Raw genomic sequence first — 26112 nt, 5'->3', positions numbered from 1 at the left:
TGAGGCCGTACCTCAGGACGTTCTCGAAGCGGACCGGCTCCGGGTCTAGGCTCGGGCGGCCACGGTCCAGGCCCCGGTGTCCGCCGCCCGCGCGGCGTACTCGTCGAAGGAGCGCGGCCCGCGGCCGAGGGCGCGCCGCACGCCGTCCTGCGGCTCGACGTTCCGGCCGTCGAGGGTGATCGCGAAGATGCCGGCGAGGCCCTCCGCGTCGTCCGCGGGCATCCCGGCCGCGACCGCTCCCGCGACGAACTCGTCGACGGAGGTCGGCACGTACTCCACCGGCCGGCCGATGGCGGCGCCGAGCACGGCAGCAGCCTCCCGGAACGTCAGGGCCGACGGCCCGGTCAGCTCGTAGACCTGCCCGCCGTGCCCGTCCTCGGTGAGGGCGGCCACCGCGACGTCCGCGATGTCGTCGGCGTCCACGAAGGGTTCCGCGACCTCGCCGGCGGGCAGCGCCAGGACGCCGTCGAGCACCAGCGGGAGGAGGAAGGTCTCGCTGAAGTTCTGGGCGAACCAGGCGCAGCGCACCACGGTCCAGGTGGCGCCTGCCGCGTCGGCCACCTCGGCGACCGCCGCCTCGGCGCGCTGCGCCTCGGGCTCGCCGCGTCCGGACAACAGGACGAGGCGCCCGACGCCGGCGTCGACGGCCACCTGGGCGAACGCCCGGACCGTCTCGAGCGCGCCGGGGAAGGCGAGGTCGGGCGTGTACACGAGGTAGGCGGCGCGGGCTCCTGCCACGACGGCGGGCCAGGTGCCGGGGTCGGCCCACTCGAAGGCCGGGTCGGCCCGGCGGGAGCCGATGCGGACGTCATGGCCCGCACGGGCGAGGCGGTCGGCGACGCGGCGGCCGGTGGTGCCGGTGCCGCCGAGGACGAGGATGGGTGCGTTCGGTGTCATGCCCCTATCAAGCCAGCCGGAAGCAAGACGCTCCATAGTGCGAACGCTCAGATCCATGTGAATTCGTCTACGCTCGGGGCATGGACGTCGTCTCCGCCTTCCTCGAGGGCCCGCGCGCCCGCAGCGCGTTCGTGCTGCGCTCGCTGCTCGACCCGCCGTGGTGCCTGCGCGTCCAGGACGAAGCGCCGCTGACCGTGGTCGCCGTGGTCCGAGGCACCGGCTGGGTGACCTTCGACGACGGCGAGCAGGTAGCGCTCGGACCCGGCGACGTCGGGATCTTCCGCGGACCCGACCCGTACGTCGTCGCGGACGATCCCGGCACCGCCCCGCAGGTCCTCATCCAGCCCGGCGGCTTCTGCACGGACCTGACGGGCGAGAGCCTCATGGAGTCCGGCGCGCTCGGCGTCCGCACCTGGGGGAACAGCCCCGACGGCACCTCGGTGCTGCTCTGCGGCACCTACCAGACCGACAGCGAGGTCAGCCGGCGCCTCCTCAGCACGCTGCCGCGTCTGGCCGTCGCCCGGGCCGAGACGCTGCGGAGCCCCTTGGTCGCCCTGCTCGCCGCCGAGATCCAGCACGACGACCCCGGCCAGCAGGTGGTCCTCGACCGGCTGCTCGACCTGCTCCTCGTCAGCGCGCTCCGCGCCTGGGCCGCCCGGCCCGGCGGCGAGCCGCCCACGTGGTTCCGGGCCGACGCCGACCCCGTAGTCGGCCAGGCGCTGCGCCTCCTGCACGGTGACCCAGCACGACCCTGGACCGTCGACGAGCTCGCACGGTCCGTCGGCGTCTCCCGCGCGCTGCTCTCCCGACGCTTCCACGAGCTGGCCGGCGAGCCGCCCATGACCTATCTGACGAGCTGGCGCATGGCGCTCGCCGCCGACCAGCTGCTCGACCCCGACGCCACCGTGGGCGCCGTGGCCCGGGCGGTGGGCTACGAGAGCCCGTTCACCTTCAGCACGGCGTTCAAGCGGGTGTACGGGGTGAGCCCGACGGCCTACCGGTCGACGCCGGCCAGGCCCTGCCCGGCGGCTCTCGAGCCCGTGCCCATGCCCGTCTGAGCGGAATGGCCTGAACAACTCGTCACGGATCGGACCGTTCACCGGTCCACCGGGTGCCTACCGTCGTCACCATGACCAACGGCATCACCGTGCCCCAGGGCGCGGCCCTCACCGTCGGCGGCCTGCTCGGCACCGGCGTCATCTCGCTCCCCGCCCTCGCCGCGCATGCCGCAGGGCCCGCCTCGCTCCTCGCCTGGGCGAGCCTCGTCGCGCTCTCGATCCCGCTCGCGACCACCTTCGCGGCGCTCGGCGCCCGCCACCCCGACGGCGGCGGCATCGCCACGTACGCGCGCCTCGCGTTCGGCCGGCGCGCGTCCACGATGGTGGGCTGGGCGTTCTACTTCACGATCCCCGTCGGGGCGCCCGCGGCAGCGGGGTTCGCCGCCGCGTACGTCGCGGACGCCACCGGCGGCGGCCCGACGGCGGCGCTCCTCACCACCGTGGGGATCATCGCCGCGTGCGCCACGATGAGCTGGTTCGACCTGCGCGTGTCCGGGACCGCCCAGCTCGTCATCGCCGGTACCATCGCGCTGCTACTCACCGTCGCGGTCGTGGTGGCTCTCCCCCACGCCCAGCCCGACCACCTCGCACCGTTCGCGCCGCACGGCTGGGGCGCCGTCGGGCAGGCCGCCGCGCTGCTCGTCTGGGCGTTCGCCGGGTGGGAGGTGATGGGGTCGCTGTCCGCGGAGTACCGCAACCCCGCGCGGGACATCCCCCGGGCCACCGCGGTCGCCGTCGCCGTCGTCGGCGTGCTCTACCTCGGCGTCGCGTTCGCCACCGTCGCGGTGCTCGGCAGCGCGCCCGGGCCGGCGCCGCTCTCGGACCTCCTCGTGCTCGGCTTCGGCGAAGCAGCCCGGCCCGTGACGGCGGTGGTGGCCGTCCTCCTCACGATGGGCGCCATCAACGTCTACTTCGCGGGCGGAAGCCGCATGGGCGCCTCGCTCGCCCGCGACGGCGCCCTGCCGTCCTGGCTCGCCCGCGGCTCCGGAGCGGGCCAGGTGCCGCGCCGCTCGCTGGCGGTCATCATCGCCCTGGCCCTCGGCACGACGGCGGCGCTCGCCCTCCTGCGCCAGCCCACGGACGCGGTGGTCCTCATGGCGACCGGCACGTTCTCCCTGCTCTACGTGATCGGCACCGCCGCCGCGCTCCGGCTCCTCCCCGGCCGCGGCCCAGCCTGGTGGTGCGCCGGGGTGTCGCTCGTCGCCTCGGTCGCGCTGCTGGTCATGACCGGGGCGCACATGCTCGGGCCCGTCCTGCTCGCGCTGGCCGGTCTCGCGTGGACCGCGTGGCGGTCGCGGCGCTTCACCCCTCCAGCAGCCGTCCCAGCACCTCGATCCCCGGTCTGATCGACGCCGTCCCGGCCGCGCCGATGCCGAGCACCACCGCGTCGCGGTGGTGACCCACCGTGAAGGTGCCGAGGGACTCGAGGGCGACCGACCGGCGTCGGGCACGGGTCACCAGCGACCGCGAGCCGCCCTCGGGGGGCGGGTCCGCCGCGAGGTAGGCGGTGACGTGCAGGCCGGCCGCGGACGGCACGGGCTCGACCGGCAGGCCGGCCAGGGCGTCCAGCAGGATCTGGTGCCGCTCGGCGTACCGGGCGGTGGCCCGGCGCACGTGCCGGGCCAGCAGGCCGTCGTCGATGAAGCGGGCCAGGGCCGCCTGCACGTGGACCGCACCGTGGCCGTCGGTGAGCTGCTTCGCGGCGAGGAGGGCGTCGCGCAGCGACGGCGGCGCGACGAGATACCCCACCCGCAGGCCCGGGAGCAGCGACTTCGAGAACGTGCCCACGTAGATGACCCGCCCGTCGCGGTCCAGCGCGTGCAGCGACTCGAGCGGCCGGCGGCCGTGCCGGAACTCGCTGTCGTAGTCGTCCTCGACCACCGCGGCACCGTGCCGGGAGGCGTGCGCGAGGAGCGCGCGGCGACGCGCCAGCGAGAGCGGCATCCCGAGCGGGAACTGGTGCGACGGCGTGGTGTAGACCAAGCGGGCCTGCGGCGGGATCGCATCCACCACCAGCCCTTCCGCGTCGACCGGCACGGGCACGACCCGGGCGCCGTGCAGCGCGAACAGGTCCCGGGCCTCGGGGTAGCCCGGGTCCTCCACCGCGACGACGTCGCCCGGCTCGAGGAGCACCCGGGCCACGAGGTCGAGGGCCTGCTGGGCGCCGGAGGTGGCCACGACGTCGTCGGCCCCCGCCCGGACGCCGCGCGCGTGGGCCGTGTACCGGGCGACCGCCTCCCGGAACCGCGGGAGACCCGCCGGGCCGGCATAGGCACCGGGAGCGTGGCCGCCCAGGCGCGACTCGGCCGCGAGCACGCGGCGCCAGGCGTCGAACGGGAAGAGGCTCGCGTCAGGGATGCCCACGCGGAAGTCGTGCGCGGGCACGGGCGCGTCGCCGCTCACGGGGTGCGGGGTCCAGCGCCAGCCGGGACGGGGGCGGAGCGCGCCGGACCGGAGCGGGCCGGGGCGCGACTGGGCGGCGCCGGGGCGGAACGGGCCGGGGCGCGACTGGGCGCCGGGGGTCCGCGCGCCAGGGGTCCGGGCGGCGGGTGCGTGGGCGGCGGGTGCGTGAGCGGCGCGGCGCGCCGGTTCCCCGCTCGCGCGCCGGTCCCACGCCCCGGGGGCGTCCCGCGCGTCCGCGGTGGCGAAGGTCCCGGCGCCCACCCTCGACTCGAGGAACCCCTCCGCGACGAGCCGCTCATAGGCCGTGGCGACGGTGGCGCGCGAGACGCGAAGGTCGGCGGCGAGCGCGCGCGTGGACGGGAGCCGCTCCCCCGCGGTCACGCGGCCCTGCGCCAGGGCGTCGCGCAGCGCCCGGTACACGGCGTCGGTGCGGCCGGCGCGCTGCGAGAGGTCGACGACGAGATCCACGGGCTGATCATCGCCCGCCGGCGCCGCCACCGCTACGGTGCCGGAGCGTAGCCCGGCGGGCAGCGCAGATGATCGGCAGCTCGGTGCGTGATCGGCAGCTCGAGCTGCCGATCACGCACCGAGCTGCCGATCACGTGGCCAGGGGGGTGCGCCCGGCCGCAGCGGCACGGTCAGGCCGCGACGAAGGCCAGCAGCGCCTTGTTCACCTCGGCCGCGTGCGTCCACAGGAGACCGTGCGGGGCACCCTCGACCTCGACGTACTCGGCCTCCGGGAAGGACGCGTGGAACACGCGGGCCGTGGCGTCGACCGGCAGGATGCGGTCGCCCGTGCCGTGCAGGATCAGCGACGGCTTGCCCGCGGCGCGGACCGCCTCGACGTCGGCCCGGAAGTCCTCGATCCACGCCGGGACCACGGCGTACGCGGCCACCGGGGCGCTCCGCGTCGCCGTGTTCCAGCTGGCGGTCACGACCTCCTGGCTGATCCGCGAGCCCAGGTTCTCGTCCAGGTTGTAGAAGTCGTTGTAGAACTGCGTGAACCAGGAGTAGCGGTCGGCACGGGCGGTCTCGGCGATCCCGTCGAAGACGGACTGCGGCACGCCGGTCGGGTTGTCGTCGGTCTGGACGAGGAAGGGCTCGAGCGAGGCGAGGAACGCGAGCTTGGCGACGCGCTCGTGCCCGTGGTTCTTCACGTAGCGGGCGAGCTCGCCGGTGCCCATCGAGAAGCCGACGAGGATGACGTCGCGCAGGTCGAGCGTCTCCAGGACCGTGTTCAGGTCGGCGGCGAACGTGTCGTAGTCGTAGCCGGTGCCGACCTTGCTCGACCCGCCGAACCCGCGGCGGTCGTAGGTGATCACGCGGTAGCCGGCGTCGACCAGCTCGCGGGACTGGAGCTCCCAGCTGTTGCCGTCCAGCGGGTAGCCGTGGATGAGGACGACCGGCTGACCCGACCCGTGGTCCTCGTAGTGCAGCTCGATGCTCGTGCTGTTCTCGGTGCCGACAGTGATGAAGCCCATGGTTCTGTCCCTTCAGTCCGGGAGAACGGTCGTTCTCACCTGGTATCCGCTACAGTAGAGAACGAACGTTCTCCGCGCAAGCCCGACGCGCGGACCGGTGGGAGGAACCTGGTGATCGACAACGAGACAGCCCGGGAGCGCGTGGTGCGGACCGCCGACGAGCTCTTCTACACGCGTGGCGTGCAGGCGGTGGGGATGGACGCCGTGCGCACAGCCGCCGGGGTGCCGCTCAAGCGGATCTACGCGATGTTCGCGTCCAAGGACGAGCTGATCGCCGCGGTCCTGCGGCACCGCATGTCCGTCTGGGACGCGGGCCTCGCCGGCGCGACCGAGGGCGCCGCGACCGCCCGCGAGCGGCTCCTCGCCATCTTCGACTTCCTCGACGCCTGGTTCCGCGAGCCCGACTTTCGCGGCTGCGGCTTCGTCAACGCGTTCGGCGAGCTCGGGGCGGCGTCACCCCGGGTCACCGAGGCGGTCCGGGAGCAGAAGGCCACGTTCCAGGAGTACGTGTCCCGGCTCGTCGAGGAGGCGGGAGCACCGGCGCACGTGGCCCCCCAGATCGCGATCCTCGCGGAGGGTGCGCAGACGACGGCAGCGATCTCGGGCAGCCCGGAGGCGGCTCGCCAGGCACGGGCGGCGGCCGAGACTCTGCTCGACGCGGCGGCGGCAGCGGACTGAGGCGCGCTGCGGGCAGCGGGTCCGGCAACGAGGCCACGTCACGACACTGGACGCGGCCCGCGGTAGCGCCGCCCGCCGGCGGCCTGCCCGGCGCAGGGTGCGCCGGGCCCTCAGCATGGTCGCGACGGCGCGCCACGCTGGTGCTGCAAGGTCAGACGGCTACGAGCTCCTCCGCGTCCCGGTGCTCGCGGCCGGCCTTGTACGCGGCGACGTCGGCCACGTCGAAACGGAGGTCGGAGCCGACCCAGTGGAAGTCGAGCTCGCCGGCCTCCAGGAGGTCGATCACGTGCAGCTTGGAGACCCCGAGGATCCGGGCCGCTTCGAGGGCGGTCAGGTCGTCGTGGTCACTGGCGGGGTCTTGAACTGTGAAGTCAGTCACAAGATAAGTGTGGTGCGTATCACCCCGTGAAGTCCAGTCGAAACGCTGCGATTTCGCAGAATGAGACAAGGTAATTTGGCACTCAGGAATGGCGCTGAACGGAAATCCTGTGCCTTACCCGTTCCTTCCGAGAATGCCTGATACTGCACCACACAGCCGATTCATCGATGCCCCGGCCATGAACGTCTCATGACGATCGTTCGGCTGCCTCCGCGCGCACCTCGGCGGCCGCCTCGAAGTCGGCGAGCTGGTGGTGGGCCAGCGCGAGCGTCTGCAGGGCCTCGGCAAGACGCGCCCGGTGGCGCCGGGGGTCGGCCGCCACGAGCTCGCGCAGGATCGAGGCCGCCTCCGCGGCAGCGGGAAGGGCCTCCTCCGCCATGCCCACGTCGAGGAGGATCGCCGCCAGGCTGGCCAGCGAGTCCGCGAGCGCCGCCCGCTCGCGCCGGTCCGTGGCGGCGAGCTCCTGGTGGACGCGGATCGCCTCGCGCTCCGCGTTGATCGCGGCCTGGTGGTCGCCGAAGCTGCGGTGGCTCAGCGCGAGCTGGTGCAGGGCCATCGCCAGCTGCGGGCGGAACCGTCCGGGGTTGTCCGCGGCCTCCCGCCGGTAGAGCATGACCGCCTCACGCGCCGCGTCCAGCGCCCGCCCGGGCTCCTCGCCCGACCGCCCCAGCGACCCGAGCCGCATGAGCGCGTACGCGAGCTCCATGCCGTACCAGCCGGCGTTCTCCTCCGCGAGCCGGCGCTGGACCTGCACCGCCGTGGTGAAGCACGCCACGGCCTCCGCCACGCGGCCCGCCTCGGCGAGCCGGTCGCCCAGGTGCTCGAGGGAGTCGGCGAACCCCGGCAGGTGCTCGTCCGGCGCACGGCTCGCGAGGGCGCGGCGCAGCTCCGTCGCCTCCTCGGTGGGCGGCAGCGCGTCGTCGGCGCGTCCCAGCTCCGCGTAACGGGTACCGAGGTTCGTGAGGGAGCGGGCGAGCGCCCCCTCCCAGCGGCCGGGCGTCGTCGCGACGAGCCCGCGCCAGAGCGTCACCGCCTCCACGCTGGGCCCGAGCGCGTCCCCCGGCCGGTCCAGCTCCCCGAGCGACACCGCCAGGTTGGACACCGCCTTGGCGAGGTCCACGGTGGCGCGGCCGGGGTTCTCCTGCTCGACGGCCCGCCAGAGCCGCACCGCCTCCTCCTCGGCAGCGAGCGCCGCCTCGGGCCGGCCCACCTCCGAGCACGATGCGCCCATGTGGACCAGCTCGGCGGCGAGGCGGACGCGATACCGGGACGGGTCGCCGTCGGCCAGCGCACGCCAGGCGGCGACAGCGGCGCGGTCGGCGCTGAGCGCCTCCTCGGCCCGGCCCGTCTCGGCGAGGGCCACGCCGAGGTCGCAGAGGGTCGCGGCGCGGAGCTCCGCGGGTTCCGGCCCGACCACCCGGACCGCCCGCTCCACGACCTCCAGGCGGGTGACCGCGAGCGCCATCGACGGGTGGGGCAGGGCACCCGAGAGCGTGGTGAGCAGGCGGGCGTCGTCGGGCAGGGCGCCGAGCGCGTCGCCGAGGAGGTCGAGCGCCGCGGCGAGCTCGTCGGGGTCGCCGTCGAGGCGCTCGTCGACCGCCCGGACCACCTCGCGGACGACGTCGGCCGTCACGTCGCCCACCTCCGGGAGCGGGCGGGGTGCACGCCGCGAGCCGGGCAAGGGGGTGAGGTCGCCGTCGTCGACGGCGCCGGCGAGCAGCCGCTCGACCACCGGGCACGTCCACCGGAGCCGGTCCCACCACCAGCCCGTCCGGCGGGCGACCAGGAGGACGCGCACCACACCCTCGCGGGCCGAGGCGTCGGCGAGCAGCGTGGCCAGGTCGGGGTGCCACTCGGCGTCGTCGACGACGAGCAGCACCTTGCCGCCGCGTGGCTCCCTCGTGGTCGTGGGGACGTCGGCGCCCACGACGCCGTCGGCCCCCACCCGCTCGCACGTCCAGCCCTCGGCATCGAGCCGGTCGGCGAGCGCGTTCGCCAGCCAGGTCTTGCCCGCCCGGGCGGGCCCTGTGAGGAGCCGGGCGGACGCCCTCTCCGCACCGGTGGCCCAGGTCAGCAGCCTGGCGATCTCGGGCTCCCGGCCGTGGACGTTCCCGGCCCCCGCTCCGTCGGTACGTCGCGCAGGGGTCATGTCGCGATTCAACAGCACGCCGGCAGCGGGTGGCGAATCCCCGCCCGCCCCGCTGTGGGTACGCGTATGGTCACCCTCCGGGCTCGGAGGGTGACCCTACGCGTACCCACAGCGACCGGACGGAGGGGTCAGCCCAGCTCTGCCCGCACCTTCCGGGCGGCCTCGACGAGGTTGCGCAGCGCGGGCTCGGCCTCCTCGTAGCGGCGGGTCTTCAGCCCGCAGTCCGGGTTGACCCACACGAGACGCGGGTCCACGGCGCCGACGGCGAGCCGCAGCAGCTCGGCCATCTCGTCCACGGAGGGGACGCGCGGCGAGTGGATGTCGTACACCCCGGGGCCGACGCCGCGGTCGTAGCCCGCCTCGGCCAGCTCGGGCACCACCTCCATCCGCGAGCGCGCCGCCTCGAGCGACGTCACGTCCGCGTCGAGCCCGTCGATCGCGTCGATCACGTCGCCGAACTCCGAGTAGCAGAGGTGGGTGTGCACCTGCGTCGCGGGCGCGGCGCCCGCCGTCGCCAGCCGGAAGGAGCGCACGGACCAGTTCAGGTAGGCCGCGTGGTCGGCGGCGCGCAGGGGCAGCAGCTCCCGCAGGGCGGGCTCGTCCACCTGCACGACGGCGATCCCCGCCTCCTCCAGGTCGCGCACCTCGTCGCGGAGCGCCAGGGCGACCTGGGCCGCCGTGTCGCCGAGCGGCTGGTCGTCGCGGACGAACGACCAGGCGAGGATCGTCACCGGTCCCGTCAGCATGCCCTTGACGGGGAGGTCCGTCAGAGACTGGGCGTACGTGGCCCACTCGACGGTCATGGGCACCGGCCGGGACACGTCGCCCCAGAGGATCGGCGGGCGCACGCAGCGCGAGCCGTACGACTGGACCCAGCCGTGGACCGTCGTCGCGAAGCCGTCGAGCTGCTCCGCGAAGTACTGCACCATGTCGTTGCGCTCAGGCTCGCCGTGCACCAGCACGTCCAGGCCGAGCTCCTCCTGAAGACGCACCACACGCGCCACCTCGTCGCGCATGGCCGCCGTGTAGGCGTCGTCGGACAGCTCGCCCTTCCGGGCCGCCGCCCGGGCCGCCCGGATCTCCGCGGTCTGGGGGAACGAGCCGATCGTCGTGGTGGGCAGCGCCGGCAGTGCGAGCCGCGCCTCCTGCGCGGCGGCGCGCTCCGCGTACGGCGCCCGGGTCGCGTCGGCCGGGCCCAGCCCGGCCACGCGCTCGCGCACGGACGGGACGACGACGCCCGGGGCCGCCTGCCGCGACGCGACGGCCGCGGCCGACGTCGCGAGCGCGGCCCCGGCCGCGGCGCGCCCCTCCGGGCCGGACAGTGCCGCTGCCAGCGTCACGACCTCGCCCACCTTCTGGTCGGCGAACGCCAGCCAGGACCGCAGGTCGGCCGGGAGGGAGGGCTCGTCCTCGACGTCGTGCGGCACGTGCAGCAGCGACGTGGACGTGGCGGGGACGACGGCCGCCGCGCCGAGGCCGGCGGCCTGCTCGAGGAGCCCCAGCTTCGCGGTGAGGTCACCGCGCCAGACCCCGTGACCGTCGACCACGCCCGCCACCAGGACGGTCGATCCGAGACCCGCCACGGGACCGTCCGGGAGCCCGCCGCGGACCAGGTCGATCGCGATGCCCTCGACCCCTGTGCCCGCCAGCAGCGGCAGGCCGTCTCCGTCCGGCCCGCGCAGGTCGCCGTACGGGGCGGCGACGAGGATCGCGGGCCGGGCGGCGCCGTCGGGCCCCGCCACCGGCGCTGCGGTGAGCTGCCCGTACGCGGCCCGCACCGCCTCCGAGACCTCGGCGAACGGCACGCCGAGGTTGTCGGTGACGAGCGCGGGCTCGTCGAGCTGCACCCACGGCGCGCCCGCGTCGGCGAGCCGCCGCAGCACCTCCGCGTAGACGGCCGTCACCTCGGCGAGGCGGTCCAGGGGGCGGAAGCCGGGACCGGCCCCGTCGGCCGCCTTGCTCAGCAGGAGGAACGTCACCGGGCCCACGAGGACCGGGCGCGTGACGATCCCCGCGTCGCGGGCCTCGGCGAACTCTCGCACCACCCGGTCGTCGGCGAGGCTCACGGGCGTGGCGGGACCGATCTCCGGCACCAGGTAGTGGTAGTTGGTGTCGAACCACTTGGTCATCTCCAGCGGCGGCTCGTCGCCCGAGCCGCGCGCCAGCGTGAAGTACTCGTCCAGCGCGGACCGGGCGCCCGGCTGACCGGACCCGGCGCCCGGGCCGCGGAAGCGCGACGGGACGGCGCCGAGCAGCGAGACCACGTCCAGGACCTGGTCGTAGAGGCTGAACGAGCCCGGGACGGCGCCGGAGGTGGCGTCCAGGCCCAGGTCCACGAGCCGCCGGGCCGCGGCGAGCCGCAGGTCGCGGGCCGTGGCCTCCAGCTCGGCCGCGGTGGTGCGGCCGGCCCAGTGCGCCTCCAGCGCGCGCTTGAGCTCCCGGCGGCGGCCGATACGCGGGTAGCCGAGGACGGTCCCGGTGGAAAAGGGGTCGGCAGAGAGAGTGTTCGTCATGAGCATTCCTCGGGTGGGTCCCCCGGGCACGCCGGAGGGACAGTGGTGGGAACGACTCACGACCAGCGGCCCTCCGGCCAGGTCGGGCGTGCGCGGCACCCGCGTCGACGCCCGCCGCCGAGGTAAGCACCCTCGGACGGGTCATGGTGAATCAGCCCGAGACTAGGCCGGTGCGACGTCGGGCGCCAGGTCCGCGCCGCGATGTGAGACGGCGCCCACCTCGGCACGGGCGAGGACGGCCGCCGCGCAGTCCCCCAGCTCCTCGTGCACGATCGCGAGGACCGTGAGCGACCGGTGCAGGTCGGACGCGTACTGGTGCGGGCTGGTCCGGGCGAGCTCCCGGCGGATGCGGACGGCCTCTAGCGCCGGCTCGAGCGCCCCGCGCGCGTCTCCGGAGTCGGCCCGCTGGGCCGCGAGGTTGGACAGGGCGCTCGCCAGGTCCGGCTGGTGGCGCACCGGGTTGTGCACCACGAGGTCACGGCGGATCCGCACCGCCTCCCGGGTCGGGACCACGGCGTCGCCCGGGCGGCCGAGGTCCGCGTACGTGGCGCCCAGGTTCACCAGAGCCGCCGCCAGGTCCGCCCGGGCCCGGTGCGCGCCGCCCTCGGCGAGGTCACGGCGGATCCGGACCGCCTCCTGGGCGGTCCGGACCGCGTCCTCGGGCCGGCCCAGCTCGGAGAGCCGGACGCCCAGGTTCGACAGCGAGTCGCCCAGGTCGGCGAGGTACAGCGCCGGGTTGCGCCGCGCCAGGTCCCGGCGCAGGTCGGCGGCCTCCTGGTCGAGCGGCAGGGCCTCGGCCGGACGTCCGAGGCCCGAGTACGTGACCCCGAGGTTCGACAGCGAGCCCGCCAGGTCCGCGACGAGGGAGTCCCACCGGTCGTGCTCCGCCAGCGTGCGCCGGATCGCGACCGCCTCCCGCTGCACCGGCAGGGCCTGCTGGGGACGGCGCAGCTCCGAGTACACGGCCCCCAGCCGCGACAGCGCCTGGCCCAGCTCCGGCAGGTAACGGTCGCCCGCGTGGTCGCGTACCAGGCCGCGCCGCAGGTTCACCGCCTCCAGGGCCGGGGGCAGGGCGTCGGCCGGCCTCCCCAGCTCCACGTAGCGGGCCGCGAGCTCGGCGAGCACCCGGGCGAGCCCGGGCACCTCGCGCTCGGAGTGGGTGCGCGCGAGCACGCGGAACGCGTCGCAGGCCTGCGTCGTCACGACGAGCGCCACGGCCGTGCGACCCTGCGCCGCGAGCGTGCCCGCGAGCCGCTCCAGGGCGACGGCGAGCCCGCGCAGGTGGCCGTCGGGGTCGCGCGACGCGAGCGCCCGCCGCAGCCGCACCCCCTCCTCCTGCGCGACCAGCGACCCCGCGTCGTCCCCGGCCGCCGCCCGCACGGCGGCGGCCAGGTCGACGGCCCGCACCGTCCCGGGCTGGAACCGGCCGGGCCGAGCCTCCGCCGGGGACCTCCACAGCCCCAGCGACTCGTCGGCGCAGGCCTGCGCCTGGGCGATCTCGCCCAGGTCGAGGTGGGCGAGACCGAGGTCGACGAGCGCGGCGGCAAGATCGGGCAGGCGGCGGTCGCCGCCGTCGGCCACGAGCGCCCTGACCACGCCGACCGCCTCCTGCTGGGCCGCCAGGGCCGCGTCCCGCCGCCCCAGGTCGGCGAGGGCCACGCCGAGCTCGCGGAGCGTCGTCGCCAGCGCGGTGCGGTCGCGCCGGTCGCCGGTGGCGAGGACACGTTCGAGGAGCTCCGCGCGCAGCCCGGCCAGCGCGGGCGAGGCGTGGGGCAGGGCGCCGACGACGGACGCGAGCAGGCCGCCCTCGTCGGGCAGGCGGTCCACCAGCTCCTCCAGCAGCCCCGCCACCGGCACGACGGCGTCCGAGTCGTCGGGGAGCTCGTGCAGCGCGCGGGCCAGGATCGTCGCGAGGTGGAAGGCGTCGCGCTCGTCGAGCATCGTCAGGCGGGCGCGGGCCGCGCGCGGGGCGGCCACGACCTCGTCGACCACGCGGCGCCCCGTGATCCGGTCGGGTCCCGACGGGCCCGCCCCGGGATCGGACGCGGCACGGGCCCGGCGCTCCAGCGCGAGCAGGTCGGTGAGCGCGCCCGACACGTCGACGACGATCTCGTCGTCGGGGTCGTCGGCCTCCGCGTCCCGCTCCTGGGCGGCGTCGGCGTGCGGTGACCCGGCGGGGGCCTCGTCGTCGGGCCGCTGTGCCGTGAGGACCGCAACCAGCGCAGCGGCGTGGAGGTCCAGCACCCGCGGGACGGGACCGCGCACGACGACCCGGACGGGCGGCACCCGGACGTCCAGCGCGGCGGCGAACGCCCGGACCGCGGCCTCCGCCACCGCGGCGTGGTCCTGGCCCGGTGCGAGCCGCGGGCCCAGGTCGGTGGTCACCGCGTCCTCGACGAGGGCGCGCACCGCCGGGCTGTCGGCCTCGCGCCGCGACCACCACGGCCCGTCCTCGCAGGCGACCAGCAGCACGCGCACGTGCGTCTCGCGGACAGCGGCCAGCGCGGCCAGGAGGGTGCCGAGACCGCGACGGGTCTCGCCCCGGTCGAGGACGAGGAGGACCCGGCGGGCACCGGGGTCGGACCGCAGGTAGCGCTCGGCAGCGGCGGCCTCCTCGCCGTCGGGCACGTCCACGCACAGCCAGCCGTCCGACGACAGGCGCCGGGCCAGCTCCGCCGCGAGCCGCGTCTTGCCCACGCCACCGGGGCCCAGCAGCAGGCGCACGCGACCTGCGCGGCCCGCCCAGCACCAGGTCGTGAGTTCGTCGAGCTCCGCGGACCGGCCCCAGAAGGGCACCACCGCCCGGGCGGGAGAGAGCAGGGCCGCAGGGCCTCTGCCCTGCTCGGCCGGGTCGGGTGTCTCACGCCGGGCGGCCCGGCGCCGCAGCCCGCCGACGACGTCCAGCCGGGCCCGGGCGCCGCGCACCGCACCCCGCAGGGCGCGGCCGGAAGAGCGCGTGCGCGCCGACCACCCCGTGCCGTCCATGACGGACAAGTCAACGCCACCCGGGCGCCGCGTGCTACCTGGACACGCCGCCCGCGGAAGACACGCCGGACGAACCTGTCCGGTCCGCGGCTGGTCACGCCGGGCGGGCGAGCGCCGCGTGGACCAGGCGCAGCACGTGCAGCGAGCGGTCGAGGTCGGGCGCGAACCGCTGCGGGTCACGGTCGGCGAGGTGCTCCCGGATGAGGACCGCCTCGCGGGCCGGCGGCAGCGCCTCCGCGTGCTCCCCGAGCTCGGTGAGCATGGCCGCGAGATTCGTCAGGGACTGGGCGAGGTCGGGCAGGTGGCGGTCGGGGCGCGCCTCGGCGAGCTCCCGCCGCAGCCGGACCGCCTCCGCGGCGGGCTCCACCGCGTCGGCCGGGCGGTCCAGGTCCAGGAGGGTGGCGCCCAGGTTCGTGAGGCAGGCGGCGAGGTCGGGGACGTACCGCTCGGGGTTGCCGACCACGAGCCGGCGCAGGATCGCGACGGCCTCCTGCGTGGGGCCCAGCGCGTCGGCGGGCCTGCCCAGCTCCGAGAACCGCACGCCGAGGTTGGTCAGCGAGCCGGCCAAGGCCGGCTCGTGCACGTCGGGGTTCTCCGCGACGAGCGCCCGCCGCAGCTCGACGGCCTCCTGCTCCAGGGGCAGCGCGTCGACCACCCGCTCCAGCCGGGACAGCGTCACGCCGAGGTTCGACAGCGACGCGGCCAGGTCGGGCAGGTAGCGAGCCCGGCTCTCGTCCACGAGCCGACGGCGCAGCTCCACCGCCTCCCGCTCGACGGGCAGCGCGTCGTGCAGTCGTCCCACCCGGGAGTAGAGCGCGCCGAGGTTCGACAGCGACAGGGCCACGTACTGCAGGTACGCGGTGGCGTCGTCCACGAAGCCGCGCCGGATCGCCAGCGACTCCTCGCTCACGGTGATCGCCTCGTCCGTACGGCCGAGCTCGGCGAGGCGGGCACCGAGGTGCGAGAGCGCGCTCGCCAGGTCCGGCGCGTAGAGCTCGGGGTTCTCCGCCGCCAGGGCTCGCCAGTGCGCCGCAGCCTCGTCCGTGCAGCGGTATGCCTCGTCCGCGCGGCCGAGCTCCGCGTACCGGCGGCCCAGGTTCCAGAGAGCCTTCGCCAGGCGCGCCCGGTGCTTGCCGGGGTCGGCGCACTCCAGCTCCCGGAACATCGCCACGGCCTCCGTGGCAGGCTCGACGGCCTCCGCCGGCCGGCCCAGCGCACCGAGGCTGACCCCGGCGTTCTGCAGGGTCCGCGCGAGGAGCGGGCGGAACCGCTCCGGGCGGTCCGCTGCCAGCCTCCGGTAGATCTCGACCGCCTCGGGCTCGGCCGCCACCGAGCCCTCGGCGTCACCCACCTGCCACGCGGCGACGCCGTACGACACGAGGGTCTCGGCGAGCCCGGGCAGGTACCGGTCCGGCCGGTCGGCCGCGAGCTCCCGCCACAGCCGCAGCGCCTCCTCGACGTGGACGAGCGACTCGCCCGCCCGCCCGCTCTGCTCCAGGGCGTCGGCCAGCACGTCGTGCGCGGCGGCGAGCGCCGCGGCCCCGGCGTCCGGGGCCTCGGGGTCCGCGGCATCGGGGTCCGCGGCATCGCGGTCCGCGGCGGCATCGGGGGCGGCGGCCGCCGCGGCGGCGACCAGGTCGAGCGCGCGCCGGGCGAGGCCGGCGCGCACCGCGGACACGGGGGCTGACGGCATCGCGAGGGCGGCGGTCAGCGGCTGCAGCACCCGGACGTCGTCGGGCGCGAGCCCTGCCACACGCTCGAGCAGGGCGACGACGCCCTCCACCATGCCTGGAGCCCCGTCAGGGCACGTCACCCGCGGCCGGTCGGCCACGGTGTGCGCGAGGAACATCACCGCCCGGGCCGCCTGGGTGCCCGAGACCTGCGCGCCGGGCGGCAGGAGCCGGTCCACGGCCGGCCGGTCGCGCGCGTGATCGGCAGTCCGTCGGATGATCGGCAGCCCGGGCTGCCGATCGTCCGACAGATTGCCGGTCAGGGCTGATCCGGGCCCCGACGCGGACGCGGACCCGGACGCGGGACCGGGCCCCGGCCGCGCACCCGCCAGCACCTCGGCCAGGTGCAGCTGGGCGAGCCGGTCGGGCAGCAGGCCGGTGAACGGCCGCGGGTCGCCCGGCCCGGGCGGGAACACGACGGCGAGCAGCGCGCACAGGGTCTCCACCTCCTCGTCGGGCGCGTCGGTGAGGACGGCCCGCAGGAGGCCGCGGGCCTCGGCGTCGTCGGCCGCACCCAACAGCGTCGCGACGGCGACCGCGCGCGACACCCGCTCGGGGTCCGGCGCCGGGACACCGAGCCCCAGGGCTGTGAGCCCGGCGGCGCGGGCCCAGGCGCGGCGCTCGTGCCGCAGCAGGTCCGCCAGCCCGGTGGACGGCCGCACGGCCGCCAGCCGCAGCCCTGCCCGGCCCGGCCGCCGGCTGCCGGCCGGCGCACCCGCCGCGGCCCGCACCTCGTCGAGGACGGCGGCGAGGGCCGCGGCGTGCAGGTCCAGCATGCGCTCGTTCCCGGCGTCCGACGGCGCCACGTGGAGCGCCGGGGTCGCGACGCCGAGCACCTCCGCGAACGCCGCCGCCGCGTCCACGACCACGCTCGGGTCCGACTGCGCGGGGCGCGTCGCCACGGGGAGGTCGGTGCCCCGGTAGGCCCGGTCGGCCAACGGCGCCGCCGGCCCGGCGAGGAGGCGTGTCCACCACTCGCCGGCTGCACGCGCGAGGAGCAGCACGCGGACGGTACGCGCTCCGGAGCCGGCCACCGTGGTGAGCAGGTCGCTCAGCGCGGGGCGGCGTCCGCCTCGTCGACGACCAGGAGCGTCCGGCCGGGTCCGAGCGCGGCGGCGGCCAGCGGCTCCTCGCCCTCCGGGACCGGCACCACGACCCAGCCGGACCGGCCGAGCCGCTCGGCCAGCTCCACCGCGAGCCGCGTCTTGCCGACCCCGCCGGCCCCGGTGACGAGCCGCACCGCGACGCGCTCGCGGGACCGGGCCCAGGCCTCCAGGTCGGCCAGCTCACCGGTTCGGCCCGTGAACGGAACCACACGCCGCTCGGGTGCGAGCAGGCCGGCCGGGCTGTGCCCCTCCGGGGCAGGCAGCCACGCCGGGCACTCCGCCGGGTCTCCCCCGCGGCTCTGCCGGAGCCTCGCGAGGAAGCCGGGAATGTCCACGAGCGACAAGTGAAGCGTACGCAGGACCAGCCCACCAGCGGTCCCGTCATACGGGCCGTGAAAACTCTTTACCCGGCGTCCGCGCAGGTCATGTCGTCGAGGGTGCCGCCACGACGGCCTGGCGGGCCAGCCGTTCCTGCTCCTGCGCCAGGATGGTCCGGGCCAGCTCGGGCTCCCCGACGTCGACCGCGGCGGGCGCCGAGTCGGTGATCTCCGACTGCCGCGCGAACTCCTCGAAGAGGGCGGCCTTGGAGCCGAGGATCTCCATCATCCGCTGGTCCACCGAGTCCTCGACCAGGAGCCGGTGCACCTGCACCGTGCGCGTCTGCCCCATGCGGTGGGCCCGCGCCACGGCCTGTGCCTCGATGGTCGGCTTGACCTGCGGCTCGCAGAAGATCACCACGGAGGCCGCCTGCACGTTGAGCCCTACCCCGCCGGCGGTGATCTGGCTGACCAGGACCCGGGGCCCGTCCGGCCGCGCGAGGGCGTCCACCATGTCCTGCCGCTCCGTGACCGGAACCGCTCCGGTGAGCGGGCCGACCGCCAGGTCGCCGAGCATCGAGGACACCTGCTGGAGCACGTCCAGGAAGTACGAGAACACGATGGTGCGCCGCCCGTTGGCGACCGCCTCGTCCACGAGCTCGCGCAGGCGGCGCAGCTTGGCGGAGTCCTCGGGATGGTCCACGTCGAACGCCGCCCGGCGCATCGCCATGAAGTTGCCCGCCTCGACGGCAGCCCGGTAGGCCGCGCCGTCGTGCTCGCCGAACCGGTCCCACTCCTCGACCTGCACCAGGCCGGGAAGCTCGGTCAGCACGTCCTCCTGGTTGCGCCGCAGGTACGCCGGAGCCACGATCCGCCGGAACGCCTTGGCGCCCGACAGGCCCGCCTGCGGGTCGAGCTGGCGGGCCACCTCGGGCTGCAGGTAGCCCACCATGTGGCGGAACTCGGCCACCTTGTTCTCCATCGGCGTGCCCGACAGGAACAGCACCCGGTCGGCGCGGTCGGCCCAGGCCCGCACGGTGCGCCCCCGGATCGTGGCCGGGTTCTTCACGTAGTGTGCCTCGTCGACCACGAGGAGCGCGGGGCGCAACGTGTCGTCCACCGGGAGGCGCCCGAGCACCTCGAAGGTGGTGATCCCCACGCCGCCCTCCTCCGCCCAGCGGGCCGCGGCCGCGTCGCGGTCGTTCCCGTGTAGGACCGTCGCGGTGAGCGCGGAGTGCCCGACGACCTCGCGCTCCCAGTTGGTCACCACGCTGGCCGGGCACACCACGAGGTGGTGCACCGGGCCGGGCGCCGCGGTGGCGGTGAGGTGCGCCATCACGGCGATGGACTGCATCGTCTTGCCCAGCCCCATCTCGTCGCCCAGGATCGTGCGGCGCTGCACCAGCGCGTACCGGGCACCGAACGCCTGGTAGCCGCGCAGGGAGGCGCGCAGCAGGGACCGGTCGAGGGGCTGGTCCTCCACGCGGCGCACCACGTCCGCGGGGAGGAACCCCTCGGCGGCCTCGTGGTCGTCGCCCAGGTCGGCGACCTGGCTCAGCAGCCCGTAGTACTCGGCGGAGCGCCGCTCGAAGTCGGCCCAGACGGCGGCGGCCTCCAGCGGCTGCCCGACGGCGGCGCGCACCTCCCCCGCGGCCACGGCCAGTCCCGTGACGCCCGAGGACTGCGACGTGGCGGTCGGCGGGACCCGCCGCACCCCGTCGGCGGGGAGCGCCAGGAGGTCCGCGAGCTCCGTGACCGCCGCGAACGAGGCGGCCCGGACCGGGGCGGGCGCGAAGATCCGGCGGAACCGGCTGGCCGCGAGCCGCCCGGGTTCGACGAGGGGCGCCGCCTCGACCGTGAGGCGCTTGGCGGTGTCGGTGTGCCGGTGGCGGGCGTCGGTGGCGAGCCCGAAGGCGTGCAGGGCCTGCACCAGGACGGTGGCGTACGGGTCGTCCGGGTCCACGTCGATGCGGAACCGAAGCCCGGCGTCGACCTCGTCGGCGAGCTCGCGCGCCGCCGCGACGGCGAGCCGGGCGGTGCCCGCGCCGATGCCCGCCTCGACGAGCCGGTCGGTACCGGCCACGAGGACCTGGGTCACGTGCCGGTACCCGGCCTTCTCGAGGACGGCGACCTTGAGCTTCTTGCGCAGGTCCTCCAACGCCGTCACGGGGACGGTGCGCAGCTCGGTGTGCACGCGCACCTCACGGACGGCCGCGTAGGCGGAGCGGACGTGCTCGCGCAGGTCGGCGTCGGCGGTCAGGACGAGGCGGGCGTCGTCGAGCCGGGAGTGCGCGTCGTCGAGGACACGACGGGCGGGGCCGGGCTTCCAGGTCTGGTCGGTCATCGGCCGGTCACTGTACCGGGATGGGGTGACATTCCGGTTTTCTCCGGTCAACGGCCACCCTCGACGCGCACTACGGGCCCGCGTACGCGGAGACGATCTACGGCTGAGCCGGCCGGCGGGCCAGCGCCCACCAGACGATGCCGCCCGCCAGCATGGCCACCCCGACCACCCCGCCGCCGACGGCCACGAACCAGGCGGCGATCGTCGCCGTCAGCCCCGAGAAGAACTCGCCGAAACCGGTCCCGGCGGTGACGACGAACGTCGACCCCGCGGGGGCGTCAGCCGTCAGGACGGTGACGGTGTAGTCCCCCGGCGCGGCGACCACGAGGTCGGCGCCGGCGACCGCCTCGAACCCGCCGCGCGACACGTTCTGGGAGACGGCGGGGAAGCGCACGGCGACGTCGTCCGCGGGGGCGACCGTGACGTCGTCGGGCCCCAGGAACTCGTCCTCCGCGCCCGACACCTGCCACACGGTGTACCGGCCGGGCTCGGTGACCTCGAGGGTCGCCGTGCCGCCGACGGAGCCGGAGGCCAGCACGGCCGGCCCGGGCTCGCCGTCGGCCGTGACGATGCCCGTAGGGATCGCCCGCACGAAGAGCAGCACGCCCGCCACGGCCGCGGCCAGCGCCACGACGAGCACCGCGGCGCCCGCGAACGTGAGGACCTTGGCCCCGCGCGGGCTGCGGGGCGCGGGCACGGGGGCAGGCAGCGGGGCGGGGTACGTCACCGCCCCATCCTGTCAGTAGGTGGTGAGCCCGTGGGCGCGGAACTGGTCGCGAACCCGCTCGGTGAGCTCCGCCGACGGCGGCTTGCTGTGCTCCAGCGCGTAGGGGCGCCCCAGCGCCGCCCACTTGTCCCGGCCCAGCTGGTGGAACGGGAGCACCTCGACGCGGGACACCACCCCGGGCCGGACCTCGTTCAGGGACGCCGCGTACTCGGCCACCCGGTCGACGTTCCCCAGGTCGTCGGTCAGCCCGGGCACCAGGACGAACCGCACCCACACCTCGGGCCCGGCCGGGGTGGCGGCGAGCCGCCGGCCGAACGCCAGGGTCGGCTCGAGCGCGCGCCCGGTCACCCAGCGGTACACGTCGGGGTCGCCGCTCTTGACGTCGAGGAGCACCAGGTCGGTGTCGGCGAGCATCGCGTCCGTGAGGTTGGCGCCGAGGAAGCCGGACGTGTCGATCGTGGTGTGCACGCCCATCGCCTTGGCGCCCCGCAGGATCCTCGCGGCGAACGCGGGCTGCATCAGCACCTCGCCGCCCGACAGCGTCAGGCCGCCGCCCGTGGCCCGGAACACGGGCAGGTAGCGCCGGACCCGGGCGAGGACGTCGTCGGCCGTGACCAGCTGGCCGTCCCGCATCCGGAGCGTGTCCGGGTTGTGGCAGTAGAGGCACCGCAGCGGGCACCCGGCCAGGAACACCGTGAGGCGCGTGCCCGGGCCGTCCACGGCCGTCACCAGCTCCCACGAGTGGACCGAGCCGAGCTCCCCGGTCCGCATCCGGGCCAGGGAGTCCGACCGGGTGAGGGTGGCGGGCATCAGATCGACCCGTGGAAGGTGCGGCTGAGCACGTCGAGCTGCTGCTCGCGCGTGAGGCGCACGAAGTTGACCGCGTACCCGGAGACCCGGATGGTCAGCTGCGGGTACTTCTCGGGGTGCTCCATGGCGTCCAGGAGCGTCTCCCGGTTCAGCACGTTCACGTTGAGGTGGTAGCCGTCGCCGCCCACGGACGCGTCGAGCAGCCCGGCCAGGTTCGCCACCTGCTCCTCGCGCGTGCGGCCCAGGCCCGACGGCACCACGGTGCTGGTCAGCGAGATCCCGTCCTGCGCCTCGCGGTACGGCAGCTTGGCCACCGACAGGGCCGACGTGAGCATGCCGTGCGTGTCGCGGCCGTTCATCGGGTTGGCACCCGGGGAGAACGGCTCGCCGGCGCGGCGACCGTCCGGGGTGTTGCCCGTCGCCTTGCCGTAGACCACGTTCGACGTGATCGTCAGCACGGACTGGGTGGGCAGCGCGTCGCGGTACGTGCGGTGCCGGCGGATCTTCGCCATGAAGGACTCGACGAGCTCGACGGCGAGGGCGTCGGCCCGGTCGTCGTCGTTCCCGTAGGTGGGGAACGCGCCCTCGGTGACGTAGTCGACGACGACGCCGCGCTCGTCGTGCACCGGCGTGACCGTCGCGTACCGGATGGCCGACAGGGAGTCCGCCGTGACGGACAGGCCGGCGATGCCGCAGGCCATCGTCCGAAGCACGTCGCGGTCGTGCAGGGCCATCTCGAGCCGCTCGTACGAGTACTTGTCGTGCATGTAGTGGATGACGTTGAGCGCCTCCACGTAGGTGGCGGCGAGCCAGTCCATCGTGCTGTCGAGGCGGGCGCGGACGTCGTCGTAGTCGAGCGGGCGCCCCGCCGGGACCGGCGGGAACGCGGGCGAGACCTGCTTGCCCGACACCTCGTCCCGTCCGCCGTTGATCGCGTACAGGAGCGCCTTCGCGAGGTTCACGCGCGCGCCGAAGAACTGCATCTGCTTGCCCACCGCCATCGGGGACACGCAGCAGGCGATCGCGGCGTCGTCGCCCCAGGCGGCCCGGATCTGCGCGTCGGACTCGTACTGCACGGCCGAGGTGTCGATCGACACCTGGGCGCAGAAGTCCTTGAACCCGCGCGGCAGGTCCGGGCTCCAGAACACCGTCAGGTTCGGCTCGGGGGCCGGGCCCAGGTTGTAGAGCGTCTGCAGGTACCGGAACGACGTCCGGGTGACGAGGGTGCGGCCGTCGTCGCCCATGCCGCCGATGGTCTCGGTGACCCAGGTGGGGTCGCCGCTGAACAGGGCGTCGTACTCGGGCGTGCGCAGGAAGCGCACGATCCGCAGCTTGATGACGAAGTCGTCGATGAGCTCCTGGGCCTGCTCCTCCGTGAGGCGGCCCGCCGCCAGGTCCCGCTGCAGGTACACGTCGAGGAAGGTGGACGTGCGGCCCAGCGACATGGCGGCGCCGTTCTGCTCCTTCACCGCGCCCAGGTAGGCGAAGTAGAGCCACTGCACGGCCTCGCGGGCCGTGACGGCGGGCCGGGAGATGTCGTAGCCGTAGGACGCCGCCATCTCCTTGAGCTCGCTCAGCGCGCGGAGCTGCTCCGCGTGCTCCTCGCGGGCGCGGACCACCTCCTCGCTGAACGGCCGGGTGTCGAGGCTCAGCTTGTCGAGCTTCTTGGCCTCGATGAGCGCGTCGACGCCGTACAGCGCCACGCGGCGGTAGTCGCCGATGATGCGGCCGCGGCCGTAGGCGTCCGGCAGGCCGGTGATGAGGTGGCTGCTGCGGGCGGCGCGGACGGCCGGCGGGTAGGCGTCGAACACGCCCTGGTTGTGGGTCTTGCGGTGCGTGGTGAACGTCTCCCGCAGGCCGGGGTCCACCTCGTAGCCGTAGGTCTCCAGCGAGGTCTCGACCATGCGCCAGCCGCCGTTCGGCATGATCGCGCGCTTCAGCGGGGCATCGGTCTGCAGGCCGACGATGAGCTCGGCGTCCTTGTCGATGTACCCCGGCGCGTGCGCGGTGATGCCCGCGGGGGTGTGCGGGTCGACGTCGTAGACGCCCTTCGCGCGCTCCTCCGGGAACATCGCCGACAGGGTCTCCCACACGTGGGTGGTGCGCGCCGTGGGGCCCGCCAGGAAGGCGGCGTCACCCTCGTACGGGGTGTAGTTGCGCTGGATGAAGTCCCGCACGTCGACGTGGTCCTGCCACGGGCCCGTGACGAAGCCGTCCCAGGCCGGGTGCAGGGCGTCGCCGCCCGACGCCGGCCGGTCGCCCTGGGTGCGCGGGTCCTGGGTGCGCGAGTCCTGCGTGCGCGAGGTCCCGCCGGTCCGGGTCGTCTCCGTGGTCATGGTTGCCGCTCCTTCTCGCTGAATCGCTTCCCCTCTAAGGTAAGACCACACGGGTTGTGAGGCCAGACCACGGGTTGTCTCGTCGCTCACACGGGTGCGGCGCGCGGTGGGCGGCGGGCGGCGCAGCAGGTCGCGTGATCGGCAATCCGTCGGATGATCGGCAGCTCGAGTTGCCGATCATCCGACGGATTGCCGGTCACGTGCCTGCCGCCGGTGACGCGCCCCGGCTGCGGCCGTTCACCCGGCCCCGCGACGCGTCACGCCGCCAGCAGGCGCGCGACCTCCTCGGCCGTGGCCCGGCTCGACTGCGGGTTCTGCCCGGTCACGAGCGTCCCGTCCACCACCACGTGGTTGGACCACGAGGCTCCCGCCTCGACCACGGCCCCGCGCTCGCGCAGCCGCGACTCGACGAGCCACGGGGCACCGTCGCCGAGCCCGCCCTCGCGCTCCTCCGCGTCGGTGAACCCGGTGAGACGCCGGCCGGAGAAGACGAAGGAGCCGTCGTCGGCCGTCGCGCTCAGCAGGCCCGCCACCCCGTGGCAGAGGGCCGCCACGACGGAGCCCGCCGCGTCGGCGTCGCGCAGGAGGTGGCCCAGGACGGCGTCGTCGGCGAGGTCCGCCATGGGGGCGTGGCCGCCGGGCAGGTAGACCGCGTCGTAGTCCTCGGCGCGCACCGCGGTGAGGTCGAGCGGCGCGTCCAGGCCCGGCAGCACGTCGAGCGCGGCGCGCAGCTCGCGCCCGGTCTCCGCCGAGACCCCGCCGCGCTCGTCCAGGCTGATCGGGTCGACGACGGGCCGCGCGCCGCCCGGCGTCGCCACGTCCACCTGGAGGCCGGCCGCGGCCAGCACCGCGTACGACGCCGCCACCTCCTCCGCCCAGTAGCCCGTCGGGTGGGCGGTGCCGTCCGCCAGCACCAGCGTGTCGGCCGCGGACAGGACCATCAGGACCTTCGACATCTCTTGCTCCCCTCCTGCGGGGCTCCTCGTGAACCCCGTCCTGATCGGTCAACAGCAGCGGCCATCGAGTAGTTTCAGAACTGTCCCTGTCCGCCATAAGAACTCTGATACCCGGGAGGTTGCGTGCCGAGCCTCGACCTGCTGGCCACGTTCCTGGAGATCTACCGCGCCGGGTCGGTGTCGGGCGCCGCCCAGCGGCTCGGTCTCACGCAGCCCGCGGTGAGCGGGCAGCTCGCCCGGCTCGAGGCCGCCGTCGGGGTCCCGCTGTTCACCCGGTCGAGCGCCGGCGTGTCCCCCACGCCGCGGGCCGTCGCGCTCGCAGCCCGCGTGAGCGCACACGTCGACGCCCTCCGCGGCGCCGCCACGGCCGACGACGGCGAGCCGCCCCTCTCCGGCGTGGTGCGCCTCGGCGGGGCGGCCGAGCTGATGACCCTGCGCGCGCTGCCCGCCCTCGCTCCGCTGACCGGCCGCGGCCTGCGGCTCGACGTCACGCTCGGGCTCGCGCAGGACCTCCTGGCGCAGCTGGCCGAGGGCCGGCTCGACGTCGTCCTCTCTGCCGTCCGGCCGCCTGGTTCGGCCGCGCGGACGGCCGGCATGGGTGCGTATGCCGCCGGATCGACGGCCGGCGAGCCGAGCACCGGGCCGACGACCGGCACCGCGGACGGGCCGACGACCGCATCCGCCGCCGGGGCGATCCCGGCCCGCGGCACCCGGCGCGCCGGGATCGTCGCGACACCCCTCGTGGACGAGGAGTTCGTGCTGGTCGCGGCGCCCGCCCTCGCCCGCACCGTGGACCCGGTCCGCCTCCGTGACGACCCGGCGCGCGCGCTCGCGCACCTCCCGCTCGTCACGTACGCCCCGGACCTGCCGATCGTGCGGCGGTACTGGCGCAGCGAGCTGGGACGCCGGCCCGCGAACCCGGTGGCCGTCGTCGTGCCGGACCTGCGGGCGGTGCTCGCCGCCGTCGTCGCCGGGGCGGGGGCCTCGGCGCTGCCGCGCTACGTCGCGGAGCCGGCGCTCGCCGTGGGCGACGTGGAGCTGCTGCACCAGCCCGAGGCCGCGCCGCTCAACACCGTGTACCTGGCGACGCGCCGCGGGGCGGAGTCCCCGGCCGTGGCGGCGGTGCGCGAGACCCTCCTGGCCGCGGCGCGCGGGTGGGGCACCCTGTAGGGCGCTGCCCCCTCGCCCGCCGGCGGCGGCGGCGGTGGTGGCCGCGGCCGGCGGTGGCCACGTCATCGGCAGT

18 protein-coding genes are annotated in these 26112 nt (G+C 75.6%); 4 read left to right on the top strand and 14 right to left on the bottom strand.

Translation table 11 applies throughout. From position 1 onward, the window contains the following. Positions 1-45 precede the first annotated feature (45 nt). Positions 46-897, bottom strand: a complete 852-nt coding sequence (locus AC060K_RS00090) for a Rossmann-fold NAD(P)-binding domain-containing protein (RefSeq protein WP_483763409.1) — start codon at positions 895-897, stop codon at positions 46-48. Positions 898-977: 80 nt separating this feature from the next. Here AC060K_RS00090 and AC060K_RS00085 point away from each other — a divergent pair, with 80 nt between their 5' ends. Both AC060K_RS00085 and AC060K_RS00080 read left to right on the top strand, forming a co-directional pair. Continuing rightward, positions 978-1955 carry an AraC family transcriptional regulator gene (locus tag AC060K_RS00085; RefSeq protein ID WP_483763408.1) on the top strand — a complete coding sequence of 326 codons (978 nt, stop codon included), beginning with the start codon at positions 978-980 and terminating at the stop codon, positions 1953-1955. A 71-nt stretch (positions 1956-2026) separates the two neighbouring features. Beyond that, positions 2027-3301, top strand: coding sequence for an APC family permease (locus tag AC060K_RS00080; RefSeq protein WP_483763407.1), 1275 nt, complete (start codon positions 2027-2029; stop codon positions 3299-3301). Here the strand turns inward: AC060K_RS00080 and AC060K_RS00075 are convergent. Both AC060K_RS00075 and AC060K_RS00070 read right to left on the bottom strand, forming a co-directional pair. After that, complete coding sequence (locus tag AC060K_RS00075) at positions 3258-4826, bottom strand: aminotransferase-like domain-containing protein (RefSeq protein ID WP_483763406.1); 1569 nt, start codon at positions 4824-4826, stop codon at positions 3258-3260. The two genes, AC060K_RS00080 and AC060K_RS00075, sit on opposite strands and share 44 nt — an antisense overlap. A 170-nt stretch (positions 4827-4996) precedes the next feature. Further along, the gene (locus AC060K_RS00070) at positions 4997-5839 is read right to left on the bottom strand and encodes an alpha/beta fold hydrolase (protein WP_483763405.1); all 843 of its coding nucleotides are present in this window, start codon (positions 5837-5839) and stop codon (positions 4997-4999) included. 114 nt (positions 5840-5953) lie between these two features. On the opposite strand from AC060K_RS00070, the gene AC060K_RS00065 reads away from it, so the two are divergent. Beyond that, positions 5954-6517: a TetR/AcrR family transcriptional regulator gene (locus tag AC060K_RS00065; RefSeq protein ID WP_483763716.1), complete on the top strand. Its 564-nt coding sequence runs from the start codon at positions 5954-5956 to the stop codon at positions 6515-6517. 151 nt (positions 6518-6668) lie between these two features. Here AC060K_RS00065 and AC060K_RS00060 read toward each other — a convergent pair whose 3' ends face one another. The 11 genes from AC060K_RS00060 to AC060K_RS00010 form a co-directional block, all read right to left on the bottom strand. Beyond that, on the bottom strand, positions 6669-6896 hold the full coding sequence (locus AC060K_RS00060; protein WP_483763404.1) for a helix-turn-helix domain-containing protein: 228 nt from the start codon (positions 6894-6896) through the stop codon (positions 6669-6671). A gap of 187 nt (positions 6897-7083) precedes the next feature. Then, on the bottom strand, positions 7084-9045 hold the full coding sequence (locus AC060K_RS00055; RefSeq protein WP_483763403.1) for a tetratricopeptide repeat protein: 1962 nt from the start codon (positions 9043-9045) through the stop codon (positions 7084-7086). A gap of 128 nt (positions 9046-9173) precedes the next feature. Then, positions 9174-11558, bottom strand: coding sequence for a 5-methyltetrahydropteroyltriglutamate--homocysteine S-methyltransferase (gene metE, locus AC060K_RS00050; RefSeq protein ID WP_483763402.1), 2385 nt, complete (start codon positions 11556-11558; stop codon positions 9174-9176). A 162-nt stretch (positions 11559-11720) separates the two neighbouring features. Continuing rightward, positions 11721-14543 (bottom strand): tetratricopeptide repeat protein, encoded by a 2823-nt coding sequence (locus AC060K_RS00045; RefSeq protein WP_483763401.1) that lies wholly within the window; start codon positions 14541-14543, stop codon positions 11721-11723. Positions 14544-14637: 94 nt separating this feature from the next. Further along, on the bottom strand, positions 14638-17277 hold the full coding sequence (locus AC060K_RS00040; RefSeq protein WP_483763400.1) for a tetratricopeptide repeat protein: 2640 nt from the start codon (positions 17275-17277) through the stop codon (positions 14638-14640). A gap of 47 nt (positions 17278-17324) precedes the next feature. Continuing rightward, on the bottom strand, positions 17325-17714 hold the full coding sequence (locus tag AC060K_RS00035; RefSeq protein ID WP_483763399.1) for a hypothetical protein: 390 nt from the start codon (positions 17712-17714) through the stop codon (positions 17325-17327). Positions 17715-17802: 88 nt separating this feature from the next. Beyond that, positions 17803-20040, bottom strand: coding sequence for a DEAD/DEAH box helicase (locus AC060K_RS00030; protein WP_483763398.1), 2238 nt, complete (start codon positions 20038-20040; stop codon positions 17803-17805). A 97-nt stretch (positions 20041-20137) separates the two neighbouring features. Next, complete coding sequence (locus AC060K_RS00025) at positions 20138-20767, bottom strand: hypothetical protein (protein ID WP_483763397.1); 630 nt, start codon at positions 20765-20767, stop codon at positions 20138-20140. Between the two features lie 12 nt (positions 20768-20779). After that, positions 20780-21577, bottom strand: coding sequence for a pyruvate formate-lyase-activating protein (pflA, locus tag AC060K_RS00020; protein ID WP_483763396.1), 798 nt, complete (start codon positions 21575-21577; stop codon positions 20780-20782). Next, the gene (gene pflB, locus AC060K_RS00015) at positions 21577-23913 is read right to left on the bottom strand and encodes a formate C-acetyltransferase (protein WP_483763395.1); all 2337 of its coding nucleotides are present in this window, start codon (positions 23911-23913) and stop codon (positions 21577-21579) included. Before pflB ends, pflA begins: the two co-directional genes overlap by 1 nt. Positions 23914-24170: 257 nt before the next feature. After that, positions 24171-24869 (bottom strand): type 1 glutamine amidotransferase domain-containing protein, encoded by a 699-nt coding sequence (locus AC060K_RS00010; protein ID WP_483763394.1) that lies wholly within the window; start codon positions 24867-24869, stop codon positions 24171-24173. Positions 24870-24992: 123 nt separating this feature from the next. Here AC060K_RS00010 and AC060K_RS00005 point away from each other — a divergent pair, with 123 nt between their 5' ends. Further along, the gene (locus tag AC060K_RS00005) at positions 24993-26039 is read left to right on the top strand and encodes a LysR family transcriptional regulator (protein ID WP_483763393.1); all 1047 of its coding nucleotides are present in this window, start codon (positions 24993-24995) and stop codon (positions 26037-26039) included. Positions 26040-26112 lie beyond the last annotated feature (73 nt).

The organism is Antribacter sp. NEAU-D49 (assembly GCF_057158775.1).
The sequence above is the reverse complement of the archived record's forward strand: the minus strand, read 5'-3'. Positions and strand labels throughout refer to the sequence as shown.

Excerpts from the sequence above, each read along its gene's own strand:
- AC060K_RS00030 (WP_483763398.1), bottom strand. The coding sequence starts at position 20,040 with ATGACCGACCAGACCTGGAAGCCCGGCCCCGCCCGTCGTGTCCTCGAC.
- AC060K_RS00080 (WP_483763407.1), top strand. The coding sequence starts at position 2,027 with ATGACCAACGGCATCACCGTGCCCCAGGGCGCGGCCCTCACCGTCGGC.
- AC060K_RS00090 (WP_483763409.1), bottom strand. The coding sequence starts at position 897 with ATGACACCGAACGCACCCATCCTCGTCCTCGGCGGCACCGGCACCACC.
- AC060K_RS00055 (WP_483763403.1), bottom strand. The coding sequence starts at position 9,045 with ATGACCCCTGCGCGACGTACCGACGGAGCGGGGGCCGGGAACGTCCAC.
- metE (WP_483763402.1), bottom strand. The coding sequence starts at position 11,558 with ATGACGAACACTCTCTCTGCCGACCCCTTTTCCACCGGGACCGTCCTC.
- AC060K_RS00010 (WP_483763394.1), bottom strand. The coding sequence starts at position 24,869 with ATGTCGAAGGTCCTGATGGTCCTGTCCGCGGCCGACACGCTGGTGCTG.
- pflA (WP_483763396.1), bottom strand. The coding sequence starts at position 21,577 with ATGCCCGCCACCCTCACCCGGTCGGACTCCCTGGCCCGGATGCGGACC.
- AC060K_RS00045 (WP_483763401.1), bottom strand. The coding sequence starts at position 14,543 with ATGGACGGCACGGGGTGGTCGGCGCGCACGCGCTCTTCCGGCCGCGCC.
- AC060K_RS00070 (WP_483763405.1), bottom strand. The coding sequence starts at position 5,839 with ATGGGCTTCATCACTGTCGGCACCGAGAACAGCACGAGCATCGAGCTG.
- pflB (WP_483763395.1), bottom strand. The coding sequence starts at position 23,913 with ATGACCACGGAGACGACCCGGACCGGCGGGACCTCGCGCACGCAGGAC.
- AC060K_RS00085 (WP_483763408.1), top strand. The coding sequence starts at position 978 with ATGGACGTCGTCTCCGCCTTCCTCGAGGGCCCGCGCGCCCGCAGCGCG.